The organism is Streptomyces sp. NPDC007164 (assembly GCF_040634135.1).
Classification (GTDB): Bacteria; Actinomycetota; Actinomycetes; order Streptomycetales; family Streptomycetaceae; genus Streptomyces; species Streptomyces sanglieri.
In genome coordinates, this window is sequence record NZ_JBEYFB010000007.1 from 203,656 (window position 1) to 219,550 (window position 15,895).

The following is a 15,895-nucleotide window of genomic DNA, read 5'->3' on the forward strand; positions in this document are numbered from 1 at the left end:
GCATAAGGTGGACGGTATGACAGATCAGGCCCCGCGCCCGGAGGGCGACATTCCGGGCAAGTCGACCGCCGCCTCCCGGACCACCCTCAGCCACATCATGACCGGCAGTGACACCAATCTGCTGGGCACCGTGCACGGTGGCGTGATCATGAAGCTGGTCGACGACGCGGCGGGCGCCGTGGCCGGCCGGCACTCCGGCGGCCCCGCCGTGACGGCCTCGATGGACGAGATGGTCTTCCTGGAGCCGGTCCGCGTGGGTGATCTCGTTCACGTCCGCGCCCAGGTGAACTGGACCGGCCGCTCCTCGATGGAGGTCGGCGTCCGGGTCATGGCCGAGCGCTGGAACGAATCCACCCCCGCCCAGCAGGTCGGCAGCGCCTATCTGGTGTTCGCCGCGGTCGACGCGGACGGCAAGCCGCGCCCCGTACCGCAGGTGATCCCGGAGACGGAGCGCGACAAGCGGCGCTACCAGGAGGCGCAGATCCGGCGCACCCACCGCCTCGCCCGCCGCCGCGCGATCAAGGAACTGCGCGAGAGGCGCGCGGCCGAGGGCATCGAGGACTGAGCCTCCGGAATCGGCGCCCCAGCGGTCATGGGCAGGCCACCTGGTCGCCCGTGACCGTGTCGAACTCGCCGGAGTCCGCCTCCTCGGCCCGTACCCGCCGCGCCTTCTCGAAGTCCGCGCCCGCCGTCACCCGCATCGTGGCCCCCTGCCCCCGTACCGCCCGCAGCTCGGCCCCGGGCAGTGCGGCCGCCAGTGACTTCGCGGACCGGTCCCAGCGCGGGTCGTAGGTGATCAGGGTGTGCTCGATGCCCCGCAGCTCCCCGTTCACGCGCACCTCCCCGTTGAGCGGGGCGCGCGTGGTGTCGAAGCCGGTGGCGCGCAGCGCCTCGTCGACCGTCTTCCCGAGCCCGTCCTTCGGGGTTCCGTTGTAGACCTGGACCCGGATCTGCCGGGGGGCGACATCGACCTTCACCGCCTTCGGCTCCTTGGGCCGCGCGGGGGCGAGCGGCTTGTCCTCGCGCAGCGCCCGGAAGAGCTTCTCCGACTTGGTCTCGTCCCACTTGACCGTCGAACCGATGCCATTGACCGGGTAGGACACGTTCCCCATCGGTACGGAGGCGAACTCGGACGAGGCCGGGGAGAAGCCGCGCATCGCCTGGCCGAGCTCAAGCATCTGCTCCGTACCGAACCCCTTGTCGGCCCGCACCGAGCTGAGCATCGTCGAGGCGGCGTCCCGGAACTTCACCGGGTTCAGCAGTACACCGCTGCTGGTCGCCCGCTCGATCAGCGAAGCCAGGAACTTCTGCTGGCGCTGCATGCGGCCCAGGTCGGCGGCCCCGTCGATGTGCCGGGAGCGTACGTACTGGAGGGCCTGCCCACCGTTCAGCTCATGGGTGCCCGGGGCGAGATCGAGACCGGTGTACGAGTCCTTCAGCGGCCGGGTCGTGCAGATCTTCACGCCGCCCAGGGTGTCCACGGTCTTCATGAAGCTGGTGAAGTCGACCTCCAGATAGTGGTCGATCTTGACGCCCGTCATGTGCTCGACGGTCCGCACGGTCAGATTCGGCCCGCCCTCGGCGTAGGCGGCGTTCAGCTTCACCGGATGCGCGGAGTGCTGCTCACCGGTGTTCCGGTCGGTGTGCCCGGGGACCTCGGCGTAGCTGTCGCGGGGCAGCGAGACGATGCTCGCGCGCTCCCTGTCCGCCGACAGGTGCACCAGCATGATCGTGTCGGTGCAGTGGCAGGGCGCACCGCCCAGCCGGTACTTCTTCTTCTCCTCGGGGCTGATCCGGTCGCGGCCGTCGGTGCCCACCAGCAGCAGGTTCATGCCGTTGCCGGCGGGTGGCCGGTTCTTCATGTCCTTGAACGGGTCGATCCGGTCGATCCCGGTCTCCAGACCGGTCACCACCGCATGGCCGACCCCGCCGGCCCCCAGCACCAGCACGGACAGGCCGGTCGCCATCCGCATGCCCCAGCGTGGTCGCTCGTCCTGCTTTCTGGACCTCCGCCGGGGCGGAACCGCGTGGGGGCGCGACGGACTGGGGGAGCGGTGCGGTGTGGGCACGGGGGAGACCTCCGCGGTGCGAGGGGACCGTTCGCACAGTAGGTCCATATGATCAACGGCTCGGTGTGCGACCCGGTGGGGCGCGCCCGTGTCCCCCATTCGCGGTAACGTGGCGGCCGAATAACGCCGCCCGGTGGGGTGCGAAACCCCCGGCGCCACCCGAGGACCACCCGAGGACCACCATGTCTGCCGCGCATCACCCCGCCGTCTCTGTGATCATGCCGGTGCTCGATGAGGAACGTCATCTCAGGAACTCCGTCCGGCACATCCTGGAGCAGGAGTACGCGGGGGAGATGGAGGTGGTCATCGCGCTCGGCCCCTCCACGGACCGCACCGACGAGATCGCCGCGGAGCTGGTGCGCGAGGACCCCCGGGTCCACACCGTCCCCAATCCGACCGGCCGCACCCCGGCCGCCCTCAACGCCGCGATCAAGGCCTCCCGTCACCCGATAGTGGTGCGGGTCGACGGCCACGGCATGCTCTCGCCGAACTACATCGCGACCGCCGTCCGCCTCCTGGAGGAGACCGGCGCGCAGAACGTCGGCGGGATCATGCACGCCGAGGGCGAGAACGCCTGGGAGGACGCCGTCGCCGCGGCCATGACGTCGAGGATCGGCGTCGGCAACGCGGCCTTCCACACCGGCGGCCAGGCCGGTCCGGCGGAGACCGTCTACCTCGGCGTCTTCCGCCGCGAGGCGCTGGAGAAGGCCGACGGCTACAACGTGGAGTTCATCCGCGCCCAGGACTGGGAGCTGAACTTCCGCATCCGTGAGGCCGGCGGCCTGATCTGGTTCTCGCCCGAGCTGAAGGTGCAGTACCGGCCGCGCCCCTCCGTACGGGCGCTGGCCAAGCAGTACAAGGACTACGGCCGCTGGCGCCACGTCGTCGCCCGCTACCACTCCGGCTCGATCAACCTGCGCTACCTGGCACCGCCCACCGCCGTCTGCGCGATCGCCGCGGGCATCGTGGCCGGCGCGGCCGTCACCCCGTGGGCGTTCGTCGTCCCCGCCGGGTATGTCGCGGCGATCGCCGCCGGGTCCGTACCGGCGGGCAAGGGGCTGTCGCTGAAGGCGCGGGCGCAGATCCCGGTGGCCCTCGCGACCATGCACATGTCGTGGGGGTACGGCTTCCTGACCAGCCCCCGTTCGCTCGCGAAGAAGGTCATCGCCAGCCGCCGGCCGGCCGTCACCGTCTGACCGCAGACGACACCGCGGGGGCCTTCCGATGTGCCGGAGGGCCCCCGCGGTGCGTGGTGCGCGACGCGCTACCAGCCGAAGCCCGGCTGGATGTCCATGCAGGCCTTGTCGTCGTCGCCGTTGAGCGCCCGCGCGCTGTCCGGGGTCTTCTCGTCGGCGGAGGGTGCGTGGTAGCCGCCGTCCTCGCGCCAGTCGGACCCCACGGTCAGCGTGATGCCCGAGACGTCGGTCGACTTCTTCACCGCCGACAGCGGAATGCCGAGCGCCTTGGCGACCGCCTGGGCGTTGCCCTCCATGTCCACGGTCGGGTAGAGGATTCCGGTCCGCTTGTCCGCCTCGGCGTACTGCGAGTCGATCGAGGCCTGGGTGAAGCCCTTCCCGGCCAGCAGCTCCTTGACCGTCGTGGCACGGCCCTTGGCCGCGTACTCGGTTTCGGTACGCGTTCCGTTGCGGACGGTCACCGGGGTCTCGGCGGGGGACGCCGTGGGCTTCTTGGCGGCGGCCTTCTTCTTGCGCTTGGACGCCTTGCCGTCGAGCGGGACGTCGTCACGGACCATCTGGAAGAGCTGCTCGGCATCGCCGGGCTTGGGGAGCACCCGCTCCTTGAGCGTGCCCGTTCCGTAGACGTTCGGCATCGTCGTCATGGTGATGCGCTTGGTGGGCACCTTCTTGAGCTCGTCCGTGAGATCGGCGAGCTTCTTGACCGAACCGAGGCCGTTTTCGCCCTTGTCGACCGTCAGCGCGTCCGTCGCCGCCTCGGCGAGATTCATCAGCTTGCCCGGGTCGGTGAGCTTGGTGCCCTTGCGCAGCTCGCGGACCATCGAGTTCATGTACATGTGCTGGGCGTGGGTACGGCCGAGGTCGGTGCCGTCCTCGAAGCCGTAGCGGGTGCGCAGCCACTGGAGGGCCTGCTTGCCCTTGATCTTCGTGGTGCCCTCCTCCAGCTTCAGCCCGGAGCCCTTGCCGGTGCTGGTGTGCGAGTAGACGTTGCCCTTGACGCAGACCGGGACACCGCCGATCGCGTCGGCCATCGAGATCACACCGGAGAAGTCGATCATCATGAAGTGGTCGATGGTGATGCCGGTGAGTTCGTACCAGGTGGCCACCGAGCAGCCGGGACCACCGCGGCCGAGCGTCTCGTTGGTCATCGACAGGCCGGTGGTCGCGGGGTAGATCCTCTTCGTCTCCGGGTTGGTGCACTTCGGGATCTTCAGCATCGTGTCGCGCGGCATGCTGATCACCGACATGTTGCTGCGGTCCGCGGAGAGGTGGAGCAGCATCTGTACGTCGGCCAGGGGCGGTGCCCCGAAGGTGTCCTTGGCCCCGCCGAGCTTCTGGTTCTCCTTGGAGTCCCGCGCGTCCGAACCGAGGAGCAGGATGTTCAGCGGGGTCTGGCCGGCGGCGTTGGCCTTGTGGCCGGCCATCTTCTTGTCGCCGAGGGTCAGATCGGCCTTCTTGATGTTGCTGTTGAGGTGCTCGTAATAGAGGTATCCGGCGCCGGCGCCGCCGATTATGAGCAGCGCGAGAACCGACGCGCTCCAGCGGAGCACCCGGTGTCTGCCCTTCTTCGCGCGCCGCTTCGGGCCACCGCGCCGGTGCCCGGCCTCCGCGGCGGCGGCCCGGCGCTCACCGGAGCCGGCGCCGGAGCCCTTGTCCTGTTCCGGCTCCTCCTCGTAGAGACCGTCGTCCCAGCCGAGTTGGCCGGCCTGCCGGACGCGTGGTCGCGTCCCCTCCCCGGGCGTACCGCTCCGTGTCACCAGGACCCCCCTGCTGCTCAGACTCGTCGTTCCGCGCAGTGACCCGGTGTCACTTGGCGCACTCTGCCTTGTCGGCGTTTGCTTGCTGAATGTCGTCCGGCACCTTCGCCGGCCCGGTGATGGGAGTGCCCGCGCCCTTGAAGTCGTCCCCCAGCGTCAGCACCATCGCCTGGAGCCCTTCGGCGTCCGTGGTGCCCTGCTTCATGGCGGAGCCGGGCAGGCCCATCATGGCGGCCAGGGCTCGGGCCTGGTCCGCCTGGTTCGGCGCGTACTCCAGCGTCGTCTTCGCGACCTTCGCCGGGGCGTTCGCCTTGTTCGTGGACTTGAGCACGCCCTGCTGGTTCTGCAGCCAGACGACCGTCGTCTGCGCGGCGCCGGGGACCTTGCCGCCGTTGTACACATCGACGCGTACGTCGGCGGCGGCCGCCTTGGAGCCCTTGAGGAGCGCGTCCTGCTTGCTCTTCGCGGCCTTCTTCTTCGACTTCACCTCGGTCAGTGAGGTGTCGTCGCGCATCATCGCGAACAGCGCGTCCGCCTTGGGCGGGTTCAGTACGACGGTGACCGGTGTCTTCTCGGCCGGGTTGTCGAGCACCGGCACGGTGGTGAAGGTGATGTTCTTGGTATTGACCTTGCTGAGCTCCTGGGCCAGCGAGGCCAGCTTCTTCCCCGTGCCGATGCCGGTGTCGACGGTGAGCGCCTTGGTCGCCGCGTCCGCCAGCTTGTACAGCTTGGTCGGGCTGGTCAGCGTGTCGTCCGACTGCATCTGCCGGATCATCGAGGCGATGAACTGCTGCTGGATCTTGATCCGGTCCAGGTCGCCGTGGTTGCCGAAGCTGTGCCGGGTCCGTACGAACGCCAGGGCGTCCTCGCCCTGGATCGTGTGCTCGCCCTCCGGCAGGTTCAGGTGCGAGTCCGGGTCCTTGACCGGCTTGGCCAGGCAGATCTTGACCCCGCCGACCGCGGTGGACAGCTCCTTCACCGCGTTGAAGTCGACCATCATGAAGTGGTCGACCTTTATGCCGGTGATCTCCCTGACCGTCTCCATGGTGCAGCCCGCGTTACGGCCCTCCTGGCCGAGGCTCTGGTTGAAGCGGACGCCCCGGGTGCCGGGGACGACCTTCTCCGAGCCGTCCGGCTGCTTGACCTTGCAGTCCGGGATGTTGCTGATCAGGTCGCGGGGGATGCTCAGCGCCGTCGCGTTGGTGCGGTCCTCGGAGACGTGGAAGAGGATGTTGGTGTCGGCGTGGCCCACGCTGCCCTTGTCGCCGTAGCCCTCGTTGCCCTTGCCGGTGCGCTTGTCGGTACCGATGATCAGGATGTTGACCGGGGCGTCGTTGTCGAAGACGTTCTTGTTGCCGGCCTCGCCCACGTCGACCGTGTTCAGGTTGCCGTTGAAGTGCTGGTAGAGCGCGTACCCGCCCACCGACAGGCCGACGAGCACGAACGCCATCGTGCCGCCCGTCCACAGCAGCACCTTCTTGCGGCGGGCCTTGGGGGCCTTGCGGCTGCGGCGCCCCGCCGGAGCGGAACTCTCCTGGTCGCGCGGGCCGTTGGCCGAGCGGCGGCTGCGCTGCCCCGGCACCTCGCGCTTCGGGCCCGGGTCCTGCCCGTCGCGGGCCGGATTCCGGCGCTCGCCCCGGGCTTCGCGGGAGGCGGCTCTGCGCCCACCGGCACTGTTGTCCTGGGCGGGCCCTCTGCTATGGGGGACACGCGCGCCGGAAGTACGGGAAGACTCTCCCGAATCCCCTCCGGAATGATTCAGTCGCAGTTCGTAATCGCCGGTTTCCGGGTTGAGTACCCACTGGTCTGCGGGGTCGATTCCGTCCGCCCGCCCACGGCTTTGCGCATCCACGGTTGCTTGAGTCCTCCGTCGGTGCCACGCGAGGCGCCTCCCCCGATCAGGCGCTCGATCTTTCGCTCCAGAAGTGCGCGGCCAGGAGGCCGGCAGCACCGGATCGCGTCACACTATCGGCCCAGTTCGACGTCGAGCGACGTGCGTGACAAATTCCACGGTCCTTACAACTGGTCATACTGCTCATTACACGCCGATCACCGGCTTCTGCTTGGGAATTGCTTTACTGCTTGCACAGGTCCGCCGCCGCGTTGTTGCCCGAATAAGTCGGTGTGGGAGTGGGGCCGGAAGCGTCCTGGGTATCGGTCCCGGCATTGTTTTCCCTGTTGTTCTTCTCGTCGTCATGCTTGAGCCGGTCCGCCGGGACCACGGTGACCGGATCATCGTCACGCAGCCGCTTGAAGAGCCGGTTCGCATCGGGCTGTACGAGTTCGTCCCGGTTCCGGTTGGCGGCGTACGGCTGCCGGGGCACCGTCAGGAACTGCACCTTGTCGGTCGGTACGTTGCGCATGCCGCGCACCAGCTCGTAGAGGTCCTTGAGGCTGTCCAGCCCCGGATCGGTGGTCAGCGCCTTGGTGGCCGCGTCCAGCACCGGGTAGAGCCGGGTCGGGTTGAGCAGGACGCCGTCGCTCTGCACCTTGTTCACCAGCGCGCCCAGGAACTGCTGCTGGCGGTCCATCCGTTCGGTGTCGCTGCCGTTGCCGATCGACTTGCGGGCCCGTACGTACCCCAGCGCCTGCTCGCCGTCGAGCGTCTGGCGTCCGGCGGGGAGCTTCAGATGGGCGTCGGCGTCGTCGACCGGTTCCTTCAGGCAGACCTCGACCCCGTCGACGGCGTCGACCATGTCCTTGAAGCCGTTGAAGTCGACGACCATGTGGTGGTCGATCCGGATGCCGGTCATCTTCTCGACCGTACGGATCGTGCAGGCGGTGCCGCCGAACTCGAAGGCCCAGTTGAACTGGGCGAATTGCTTCTTCGTGGTCGTGCCGTCCGACTTGTGGCAGACCGGGATCCAGGTCATCAGATCGCGCGGCAGGGACATCGCGGTGGCGCTCTTCCGGTCCGCGGCGAGGTGCAGCAGAATCGTGGTGTCCGAGCGCTGGCTGCCACCGTCGTCACGGCCGTACTTGCGGTTGTCACCGGCCCGGCTGTCCGAGCCGATGAGCAGGATGTTCTCCGCGTCGTGCACCACGGAGGCGGGCCGCTCCCGCTCGTACGCCTTGAGTTCGGCGGCCACGGAGGTGTCGGTCCTGATGTTGCCGTCCAGCTTCTTGTACAGCCACCAGCCGGCGCCCGCCGCGACCAGGACGACGAAGGAGGCGCCGAGCGCGGTCCAGCGCAGCCAGTGGTGCCGGTGGGCGGCCGTGGGTGTCGGGGTGGCGTCGGATGCGTCCCCGGGTGTTGGGGTGGCGCCCGGCCCGTCCTCGGGTGTTGGGGTGGCGTTGGACGCGTCCCCCGGTGTCGGGGTGGCGCCCGGCCCGTTCCCAGGCGTTGGGGTGGCGTCGGATGCGTCCCCTGGTGTTGGGGTGGCGCCGGGCCCGTCCCCGGATCGCGACCCGTTCCCGGACCGCGACCCGTTCCCGCCCGCCGCCGATTCGTCGGATTCGTCCGGCGGGCCGGCGCTTTCGCTCACGTCTGCGTCCATCCTTCACGTTCGGCGGCGCGTCGGGCCGCCGGTCGCAGAAGTAGACGGCTGAACCTCACGCTTGGTTGTGTCTCCGGTGGTCCGTAACGCCGATCATGTACCGGAGTTGACGCGAAGCCCCGAGGACTCGGCCCGGCTTGGGCCGGACGAGTGGTCCTCAGGGTGCTTGTCATACCGCGCTGTTGGTGACCCGTTCGCTCTCGACGCGCTTCGACAGCCCTTCCGCGCCCAGCTCGTCCAGGTGCCTGCACAAAACCACGGACCCCCCGGCGGCCAGCGGCGCGAACAGCCCCGCGCTCAGCCCCTCCCAGGTGCTGTACGAACGCCCCGTGAGCAGCCGCGATCCGGCGGCCAGACCGAGCGCGTCCGCATCCTCGCGGGCCCGCGCCACCAGCTGCGCCGATGTCAGCTCCACACCGTCCACCGCCAGCGCGGGGGCGTCCGGGTCCACGGGCGCGAACGGCGCGAACCGGTCGCCCTGGCCCGGCACCTCCACCGCGTAGTCCATGAAGCCCTCGGGCGCCTGCGGGAACCTGCCGCCCAGCGGGCGCAGCGCCAGGCCGACCCGCTCGCCGCGGCAGGCCCGGGCGGCCTCCAGCGTGTCCGGGCCGCTGACGACGAGGTCGGCGCCGGCCGGGTCGCCCTGCACATCGGCGATCACGCCGACCGAGGAGCAGGCGAGCAGCCAGACCGCGGACTGCCAGTGCGCGGGCAGCAGCAGCGCCAGCCGGTCGCCGGGCTCGGCGGCGAGATCCCCCTGGAGGAGATTGGCGGTCTTGGCCACCCAATTGGCGAAGGTGGCCACCGACAGCTCGACGCGTTCTCCGGTGGCGTCGTCGTAGAAAGTGACCAAGGGGCGGGCCGGGTCCGCGGCGAGCGCGGAACGCAGCAGGTCGGCAGGGGTTCGGTCGGTGGCGTTCATCCGCGCAAGATTACGCGGCGGCGGCGGGCCCGGCGGGAGCGAAGGGTGCCTGCTGCACCGGTTCGGCAGACGGGCCGTCAATTGCGTGGATCCGTCCGGGTGGCCGGAGTTGCCGGAGTATGCCCAGGATTACTGGTATGCGTGCCTTCATTGCATCCTCGATCGGTGTCACCTGCGCGGCCGTACTCGCACTGCCGCTGGCCGTGCCCGCGGGCGCCGCCCCCGACACCAGCACCGTCCCCGCCGAGTCCGCCGAGCCCGTCGACGTGCCGGGCTCGACGCAGTCCCTGCCGATGCGGACCCTGCCGGCACCGTCCGGCCGGTCCACCGGCGAACCCACCCGCGCGGCCGCCCCCGAACAGGGGCTGCCCGAACGCGAGGTCCACCCCTTCTCCATGGTCGGCGTCGTCTGGGACGACGTCGGCACCGAACTCCACGGCACCGTCCAGGTCCGCACCCGCGCGACCGGCACCGGAGACTGGTCGGACTGGCAGGACCTGGAGACGCACAACGCCGAGCACTCCGCCGACCCCGGCACCGCCGAGCGCGACTCCGGCGCGGTACGGGGCTCCACCGCCCCGCTCTGGGTCGGCGACTCGGACGCCGTCGCGGTCCGGGTACGCCCCGAGGCCCCCGACCCGCAGGACCGGACCGGCTCCGCCGTACCGCTGCCCGCCGGGCTGCGCCTCGAACTCGTCGACCCCGGCAAGGACCCGCAGCAGCTCCCCGCGACCGGCACCGAGGCCGGGACCGGGGCGGGCACCGGGATCGAGGCGGGCACCGGGGCCGCGGCCGATGCGGCAACCGCAGCGGCGGCCGGAGTGGCAACCGCGGCGGAGGCCGTGTCCGCGGCGGGCGCCCAGGCCGCCGCCACCGAGGACGGCCGCGCCGCGGCCCTCGCCCCGAGCGTGCTCCCCGCCCTGAGCAAGGCGCGGTCCGAGGCACAGGGCGAGGCGGCGGCCGGCCTCGCGCGCGGTGCCCGGCCGTACATCGGTCCCCGTCCGCGCATCGTCACCCGCAAGGGCTGGGGCGCCGACGAGAAGCTCAGGGAACGCAAGTTCGTCTACACCAGCAAGGTCAAGGCCGCCTTCATCCACCACAGCGCCACGGGCAACAACTACAAGTGCTCCCAGGCGCCCTCGGTCCTGCGCGGCATCTACCGCTACCACGTCAAGAGCAGCGGCTGGCGCGACATCGGCTACAACTTCGCCGTCGACAAGTGCGGAAACATCTACGAAGGACGGGCGGGAGGCGTGACGAAGGCCGTCCTGGGAGCGCACACGCTCGGCTTCAACACCAACAGCATGGGCATCGCGGTGCTCGGCACCTTCACCAAGTCGAACCCGCCCGCCGCCGCCGTGAACGCCGTCGCGAAGCTCACCGCCTGGAAACTCGGCCTGTTCGGCGCCAACCCGCGCGGCAAGGTCACCCTCGTCTCGGGCGGCAGCAACAAGTACAAGAAGGGCAGGAAGGTCAAACTCAACGTCATCTCCGGCCACCGCGACGGCTTCGCAACCGAATGCCCCGGAGCGCGTCTCTACAAGAAGCTCGGCTCGGCCCGGACCAGCTCCGCCAAGCTCCAGGGCCGCTGATCGACGAAGCCTGCTGCGGGCCGCTGACCGGGGACGGACGAACCGGTCTGCATACACTGGCCAGCCGAAACCAGGCCAGGCACCAGCAGGAAGCAGAGTCAGTGCTGTGACAGAGGCAAAAGAAGCGATCCTCCTGGTCGGCGGGAAGGGAACCCGGCTGCGCCCGCTCACGGTGCACACGCCCAAGCCCATGGTTCCGGCAGCGGGCGTTCCGTTCCTCACCCACCAGCTGGCGCGCGCCCGGGCCGCCGGGGTCGAGCACATCGTGCTCGCGACGTCGTACCTGGCAGAGGTCTTCGAACCGTACTTCGGCGACGGCTCGTCGCTCGGCCTGCACATCGAGTACGTCACCGAACACGAACCGCTCGGCACCGGCGGGGCGATACGCAACGTCGCGTCCCGGCTGACCTCGGGTCCGGACGACCCGGTGCTCATCTTCAACGGTGACATCCTCACCGGCCTGGACATCCGGGCCCTGGTGGCCTCGCACGCCGAATCCGGCGCGGAAGTCTCCCTCCACCTCACCCGCGTCGAGGACCCGCGCGCCTTCGGCCTCGTCCCCACGGACGGCAGCGGCAGGGTCACCGCGTTCCTGGAGAAGCCCCAGACGCCCGAGGAGATCGTCACCGACCAGATCAACGCCGGGGCGTACATCTTCCGCCGCTCGGTCATCGACACCATCCCGGCCGGCCGCCCGGTCTCCGTCGAACGCGAGACCTTCCCCGGACTGCTCGCCGCCGGAGCGCACCTCCAGGGCATGGTCGACTCCACGTACTGGCTGGACCTCGGGACCCCGCAGGCCTTCGTACGCGGCTCCGCCGATCTGGTCCTGGGCCGCGCCCCGTCCCCGGCCGTGCCCGGCCGCTGCGGTGAGCGGCTCGTACTGCCGACCGCCTCCGTCTCCGACGACGCCAAGATCAGCGGCGGTACGGTGGTGGCGGAGGGCGCCCTGATCGGCGAGGGGGCCCGGATCGACGGCTCCGTGATACTCGCCGGCGCGGTCGTCGAGCCCGCCGCCGTGATCAAGGACTCGCTGGTCGGAGCCGGTGCCCGGATCGGCAGCCGTACGGTGCTCACGGGCGCGGTCATCGGGGACGGGGCCCGGGTCGGCGCCGACAACGAACTGCGCGACGGCATCCGCGTCTGGTGCGGGGCGGTCCTCCCGGACGCGGCCGTCCGCTTCTCCTCCGACGAGTAGCCGACTTCTCCTCCGACGAGGAGCCGACGCCGGTCCGTGCCACCGAGCGGCAGACGCCACCGCGCAGCCGGCGCAACCGCGGGAGCACGTGCGGCGGCGGAGGCCGTGCGGCCGAAGCGGATCGCGGAACTGCGCGGCCGAAGCGGATCGCGGAACCGCGCGGCCGAAGCGGATCGCGGAACCGCGCGGGCCGACGAGCAGCCGGACACCGGCCGCAGCGCTTACCCTCGACAGGCACCCCGACGACCGAGGACCTCACCGTGGCAGGACGATTCGCCCCCCGCAGCACCCCTCGCGCGGCCGTCCCGCATCAGGCGGCGGCTCCCGCGACGGACGCGCTGACCCGTGAGTGGACCCCGCCCGGCCCCTTCGATCTGCGCCTGGTCGTCGGCCCGCTGCGCCGCGGCCCCGCCGACCCCACCTTCCGGATGACCGGGGACGGCACGGCCTGGCGGACCAGCCGCACGCCCGCGGGCCCCGGCACCCTCCGCCTCACCGCCCGGGGCGGCCGGATCGAGGCGACGGCCTGGGGCCCCGGCGCACCGTGGCTGCTGGACCGGCTCCCGACACTGCTCGGCGCGACGGACGACCCGGACGCCTTCCGCCCGCGCCACCGCCTGCTCGCCCTGACCCGGCACCACCGCCCCGGCCTGCGGCTGCTGCGCACCGGCCTGGTCATGGAGTCCCTGATCCCGTCGATCCTGGAACAGAAGGTCACCACCGACGAGGCCTACCGCGCCTGGCGGCTCCTGGTCCGGAAGCACGGCATCCCGGCGCCCGGTCCCACGGACCACGCCGCGTTCACCGCGCTGGGTCTGCACGTCATGCCGGACGCCCGCACCTGGTCCCTGATCCCGTCCTGGGAATGGCACCGCGCGGGCGTCGACGCCAAACGCTCGGGCACGATCCTGCGCGCGGTACGGGTGGCCCGCCGCATGGAGGAGGCGGCGGCCATGGAGCTGCCGCAGGCCATGGCCCGGCTGGAGCTGATCCCCGGCATCGGCCCCTGGACCTCCGCCGAGACGCTCCAGCGCTCCAACGGTGCCGCGGACGCGGTCACGGTCGGCGACCTCCACCTCCCCGGCATCGTCGGCCACGCCCTGGCGGGCAACAGGGACGCCGACGACGAGGAGATGCTGGCCCTGCTCGCCCCTTACGAGGGCCAGCGCCACCGGGTGACCCGCCTCATCCTGCTGTCCGGCCACACCCCGGCCCGCCGGGCCCCGCGCATGACCCGCGGTGACATCGCCCGCCTGTAGTGCCCCGCCCGCGCCGGACCCGGGCCCCCGCGCCGGACCACGCAGCTCCCGCACAAAAGCCCCCGGAGCCAGGCCCCAGGCCCCCAAACCCTCCAGGGCCCCAGGAGCCCAAACGCTCCAGGCCCCCAGGCCTCAGCGCACCTCGATGAACCCCTCCGCGTCCCGCACCGCCCGTGGAGCGGGCCCGACCGCCGCGTGCCCCACCGCCACCGCACCCAGCGGATCCCACGTCCCCGGCAGGTCCAGCACCTCGCGGACCACGTCCCGGCAGAACATCGTCGACGACACCCACGCCGTACCGAGCCGCTCGCCCGCCAGCGTCACCAGGAAGTTCTGGATGCCGGCCCCGGCGGCGACCACGAACATCTCGCGCTCCGCGGCGTCCCGCCGCTCGTCCCCGTACGTGTGGGAGCCGTCCATCACCAGACACGGCACCACCAGATACGGCGCCCGGCGCAGCACATCGCCCCGCCGCACCCGCTTGGCGATCGACTCCTCACTCTTCCCGTCCCGGCGCAGATCCGCGGTCCACGCGTCCCGCATCGCGTCGAGCAGCCGGGTCCGCGACTCCTCGGACTCCAGCAGGACGAACCGCCACGGCGTCGTGTGATGCGGCGCGGGCGCCGTCACCGCCGCGGCCACGGCCCGCCGCACCGCCCCCGGGTCCACCGGCTCGTCGGTGAACTCGCGGACCGTACGCCGCAGCGTCACCGCTTCCCGCACCGCCTCCGACGTACCGAGCCGGAACATGTCGTCGGCCGCGACCCGCACCATCGCGCGGGCACCCTCGGCATCGGCGGCGTCCAGGACATGGCCGAGCCCCCGCACGACCGCGACCGGCAGCCCCTCCACCTTGCCCTTGACCAGATCACCGGCCGAGGCGAGCTCGTCGGCGGTGGCGATCACGGTGGCGCTCAGCGGATTGCCGTGCGCGTCGGTGCCGCCGCGCAGATCGTCCAGCACCCGGACCCCGGCCGCGCCGATCGCCACATCGGTCAGCCCGTTGCGCCACGGGCGCCCGAAGGTGTCCGTGACGACGACCCCGACCTCGACGCCGAGCGTGTCCCGCAGCCCGTCACGGATCGCCCGCGCCGACGCGTCGGAGTCCTCGGGCAGCAACAGCACCGTCCCGGCGGGGGTGTTCGAGGCGTCGACCCCGGCCGCGGCCAGGACCAGACCCTGCCGGTTCTCGACTATCCGCAGCGGGCCGCGCCGGGCCACCACTCGTACCGTCTCGGCGTCGATCGCCGCCTCGCGGTCGGTGGCCTCGACGATCCGGCCCTCCGCCTTGGAGACGATCTTCGAGGTGACCAGCAGGACATCGCCGTCGACCAGCCCGGGACCGGTCGCGGCGATCAGCTTCGCCAGGTCGTCCCCGGCCCGCACCTCGGGCATCCCGGGCAGCGCCCAGACCCGGAACGAGGGCGCCTCGCCGGCGCTCATGCCCGTACCTCCCCGGCCAGCGCCAGGGCCTGCCGGGCCATCTCGGCCGTCGCGTCGACATCGGTCATCATCAGCGGCACGGCACGGCAGCGGATGCCCGCGGCCTCCACCTCGCCGACCGCCCCGGCGTCCACCGTGTCGACGAGCCAGCCGTCGAGCAGCCCGGAACCGTAGTGCGTGGCCACCGCCGCGGCCGTCGACTCGACGCCCACCGCGGCGAGCACCTTGTCCGCCATGCCGCGCACCGGCGCGTCACCGACGATGGGGGAGAGTCCGACGACCGGCACCCCGGCCTCGGCGATGGCCTCCCGGATCCCGGGCACGGCGAGGATCGTCCCCACCGACACGACGGGGTTGGACGGCGGGAAGAGGATCACATCGGCCTCGGCGACGGCCTCCAGCACTCCGGGAGCCGGCTTGGCCTGCTCGGCGCCGACCGGCACGATCGCCTGCGCCTCGACCGAGGCACGCAGCTTCACCCAGTACTCCTGGAAGTGGATCGCCCGGCGCTCGCCGTCCATGTCGACGGCGACATGCGTCTCGATCCGGTCGTCGGACATCGGCAGCAGCCGGACCCCCGGCTTCCAGCGCGCGCACAGCGCCTCGGTGACCGCGCTGAGCGGATAGCCCGCGCCCAGCATCTGCGTGCGGACGATGTGCGTCGCGAAGTCGCGGTCGCCGAGCCCGAACCACTCCGGCCCCACGCCGTACGCCGCGAGCTCCTCCTTGACGTGGAAGCTCTCGTCCGTACGCCCCCAGCCCTGCTCCTCGTTGATGCCACCGCCGAGGGTGTACATCACGGTGTCGAGGTCGGGGCAGACCTTCAGCCCGAACAGATGGATGTCGTCACCGGTGTTGCCGATCACCGTGATGTCCGCGTCGGGCGCGGCCTGCTTGAGGCCACGCAGAAAACGAGCACCACCGATACCGCCGGCCAGAACCACAATGCGCATGCACAGCAG

The 15,895-nt window shown here is 71.1% G+C and carries 12 protein-coding genes; 5 read left to right on the forward strand and 7 right to left on the reverse strand.

Annotated elements, in window-relative coordinates; genetic code table 11:
• Window positions 1–16 precede the first annotated feature (16 nt).
• Window positions 17–565 (forward strand): acyl-CoA thioesterase, encoded by a 549-nt coding sequence (locus tag ABZ622_RS13525; RefSeq protein ID WP_360542563.1) that lies wholly within the window; start codon window positions 17–19, stop codon window positions 563–565.
• A 25-nt stretch (window positions 566–590) separates the two neighbouring features.
• On the opposite strand, the gene ABZ622_RS13530 is transcribed toward ABZ622_RS13525, so the two are convergent.
• The gene (locus tag ABZ622_RS13530) at window positions 591–1,973 is read right to left on the reverse strand and encodes an LCP family protein (protein ID WP_360542565.1); all 1,383 of its coding nucleotides are present in this window, start codon (window positions 1,971–1,973) and stop codon (window positions 591–593) included.
• A 278-nt stretch (window positions 1,974–2,251) separates the two neighbouring features.
• Between ABZ622_RS13530 and ABZ622_RS13535 the strand changes: the two genes are divergently transcribed.
• On the forward strand, window positions 2,252–3,265 hold the full coding sequence (locus tag ABZ622_RS13535; RefSeq protein ID WP_360542567.1) for a glycosyltransferase family 2 protein: 1,014 nt from the start codon (window positions 2,252–2,254) through the stop codon (window positions 3,263–3,265).
• Between the two features lie 68 nt (window positions 3,266–3,333).
• Here ABZ622_RS13535 and ABZ622_RS13540 read toward each other — a convergent pair whose 3' ends face one another.
• The 4 genes from ABZ622_RS13540 to ABZ622_RS13555 form a co-directional block, all read right to left on the reverse strand.
• Window positions 3,334–5,022 (reverse strand): LCP family protein, encoded by a 1,689-nt coding sequence (locus ABZ622_RS13540; RefSeq protein ID WP_360542569.1) that lies wholly within the window; start codon window positions 5,020–5,022, stop codon window positions 3,334–3,336.
• A gap of 49 nt (window positions 5,023–5,071) precedes the next feature.
• Window positions 5,072–6,874: an LCP family protein gene (locus tag ABZ622_RS13545; RefSeq protein ID WP_360542571.1), complete on the reverse strand. Its 1,803-nt coding sequence runs from the start codon at window positions 6,872–6,874 to the stop codon at window positions 5,072–5,074.
• 223 nt (window positions 6,875–7,097) lie between these two features.
• Window positions 7,098–8,507 carry an LCP family protein gene (locus tag ABZ622_RS13550; RefSeq protein ID WP_360542573.1) on the reverse strand — a complete coding sequence of 470 codons (1,410 nt, stop codon included), beginning with the start codon at window positions 8,505–8,507 and terminating at the stop codon, window positions 7,098–7,100.
• A gap of 181 nt (window positions 8,508–8,688) precedes the next feature.
• Window positions 8,689–9,441 (reverse strand): TIGR03089 family protein, encoded by a 753-nt coding sequence (locus tag ABZ622_RS13555; protein WP_360542575.1) that lies wholly within the window; start codon window positions 9,439–9,441, stop codon window positions 8,689–8,691.
• 137 nt (window positions 9,442–9,578) lie between these two features.
• Between ABZ622_RS13555 and ABZ622_RS13560 the strand changes: the two genes are divergently transcribed.
• The 3 genes from ABZ622_RS13560 (at window position 9,579) to ABZ622_RS13570 (ending at window position 13,490) form a co-directional block, all read left to right on the forward strand.
• Complete coding sequence (locus tag ABZ622_RS13560; RefSeq protein ID WP_360542577.1) at window positions 9,579–11,033, forward strand: peptidoglycan recognition protein; 1,455 nt, start codon at window positions 9,579–9,581, stop codon at window positions 11,031–11,033.
• A gap of 106 nt (window positions 11,034–11,139) precedes the next feature.
• Window positions 11,140–12,231, forward strand: coding sequence for an NDP-sugar synthase (locus tag ABZ622_RS13565; RefSeq protein ID WP_360542579.1), 1,092 nt, complete (start codon window positions 11,140–11,142; stop codon window positions 12,229–12,231).
• 260 nt (window positions 12,232–12,491) lie between these two features.
• A complete protein-coding gene (locus ABZ622_RS13570) occupies window positions 12,492–13,490 on the forward strand; it encodes a DNA-3-methyladenine glycosylase 2 family protein (protein ID WP_360542581.1) in 999 nt (332 codons plus the stop codon).
• 132 nt (window positions 13,491–13,622) lie between these two features.
• Here ABZ622_RS13570 and ABZ622_RS13575 read toward each other — a convergent pair whose 3' ends face one another.
• Both ABZ622_RS13575 and cofD read right to left on the reverse strand, forming a co-directional pair.
• A complete protein-coding gene (locus ABZ622_RS13575) occupies window positions 13,623–14,933 on the reverse strand; it encodes a coenzyme F420-0:L-glutamate ligase (RefSeq protein WP_360542583.1) in 1,311 nt (436 codons plus the stop codon).
• The gene (gene cofD, locus ABZ622_RS13580) at window positions 14,930–15,886 is read right to left on the reverse strand and encodes a 2-phospho-L-lactate transferase (protein WP_360542585.1); all 957 of its coding nucleotides are present in this window, start codon (window positions 15,884–15,886) and stop codon (window positions 14,930–14,932) included. The genes ABZ622_RS13575 and cofD overlap by 4 nt, the downstream gene beginning before the upstream one ends.
• Window positions 15,887–15,895: the final 9 nt, after the last annotated feature.

Coding starts and splice junctions, on each gene's coding strand:
- ABZ622_RS13525 (WP_360542563.1), top strand. CDS start 17: ATGACAGATCAGGCCCCGCGCCCGGAGGGCGACATTCCGGGCAAGTCG.
- ABZ622_RS13530 (WP_360542565.1), bottom strand. CDS start 1,973: ATGCGGATGGCGACCGGCCTGTCCGTGCTGGTGCTGGGGGCCGGCGGG.
- ABZ622_RS13535 (WP_360542567.1), top strand. CDS start 2,252: ATGTCTGCCGCGCATCACCCCGCCGTCTCTGTGATCATGCCGGTGCTC.
- ABZ622_RS13555 (WP_360542575.1), bottom strand. CDS start 9,441: ATGAACGCCACCGACCGAACCCCTGCCGACCTGCTGCGTTCCGCGCTC.
- ABZ622_RS13560 (WP_360542577.1), top strand. CDS start 9,579: ATGCGTGCCTTCATTGCATCCTCGATCGGTGTCACCTGCGCGGCCGTA.
- ABZ622_RS13575 (WP_360542583.1), bottom strand. CDS start 14,933: ATGAGCGCCGGCGAGGCGCCCTCGTTCCGGGTCTGGGCGCTGCCCGGG.
- cofD (WP_360542585.1), bottom strand. CDS start 15,886: ATGCGCATTGTGGTTCTGGCCGGCGGTATCGGTGGTGCTCGTTTTCTG.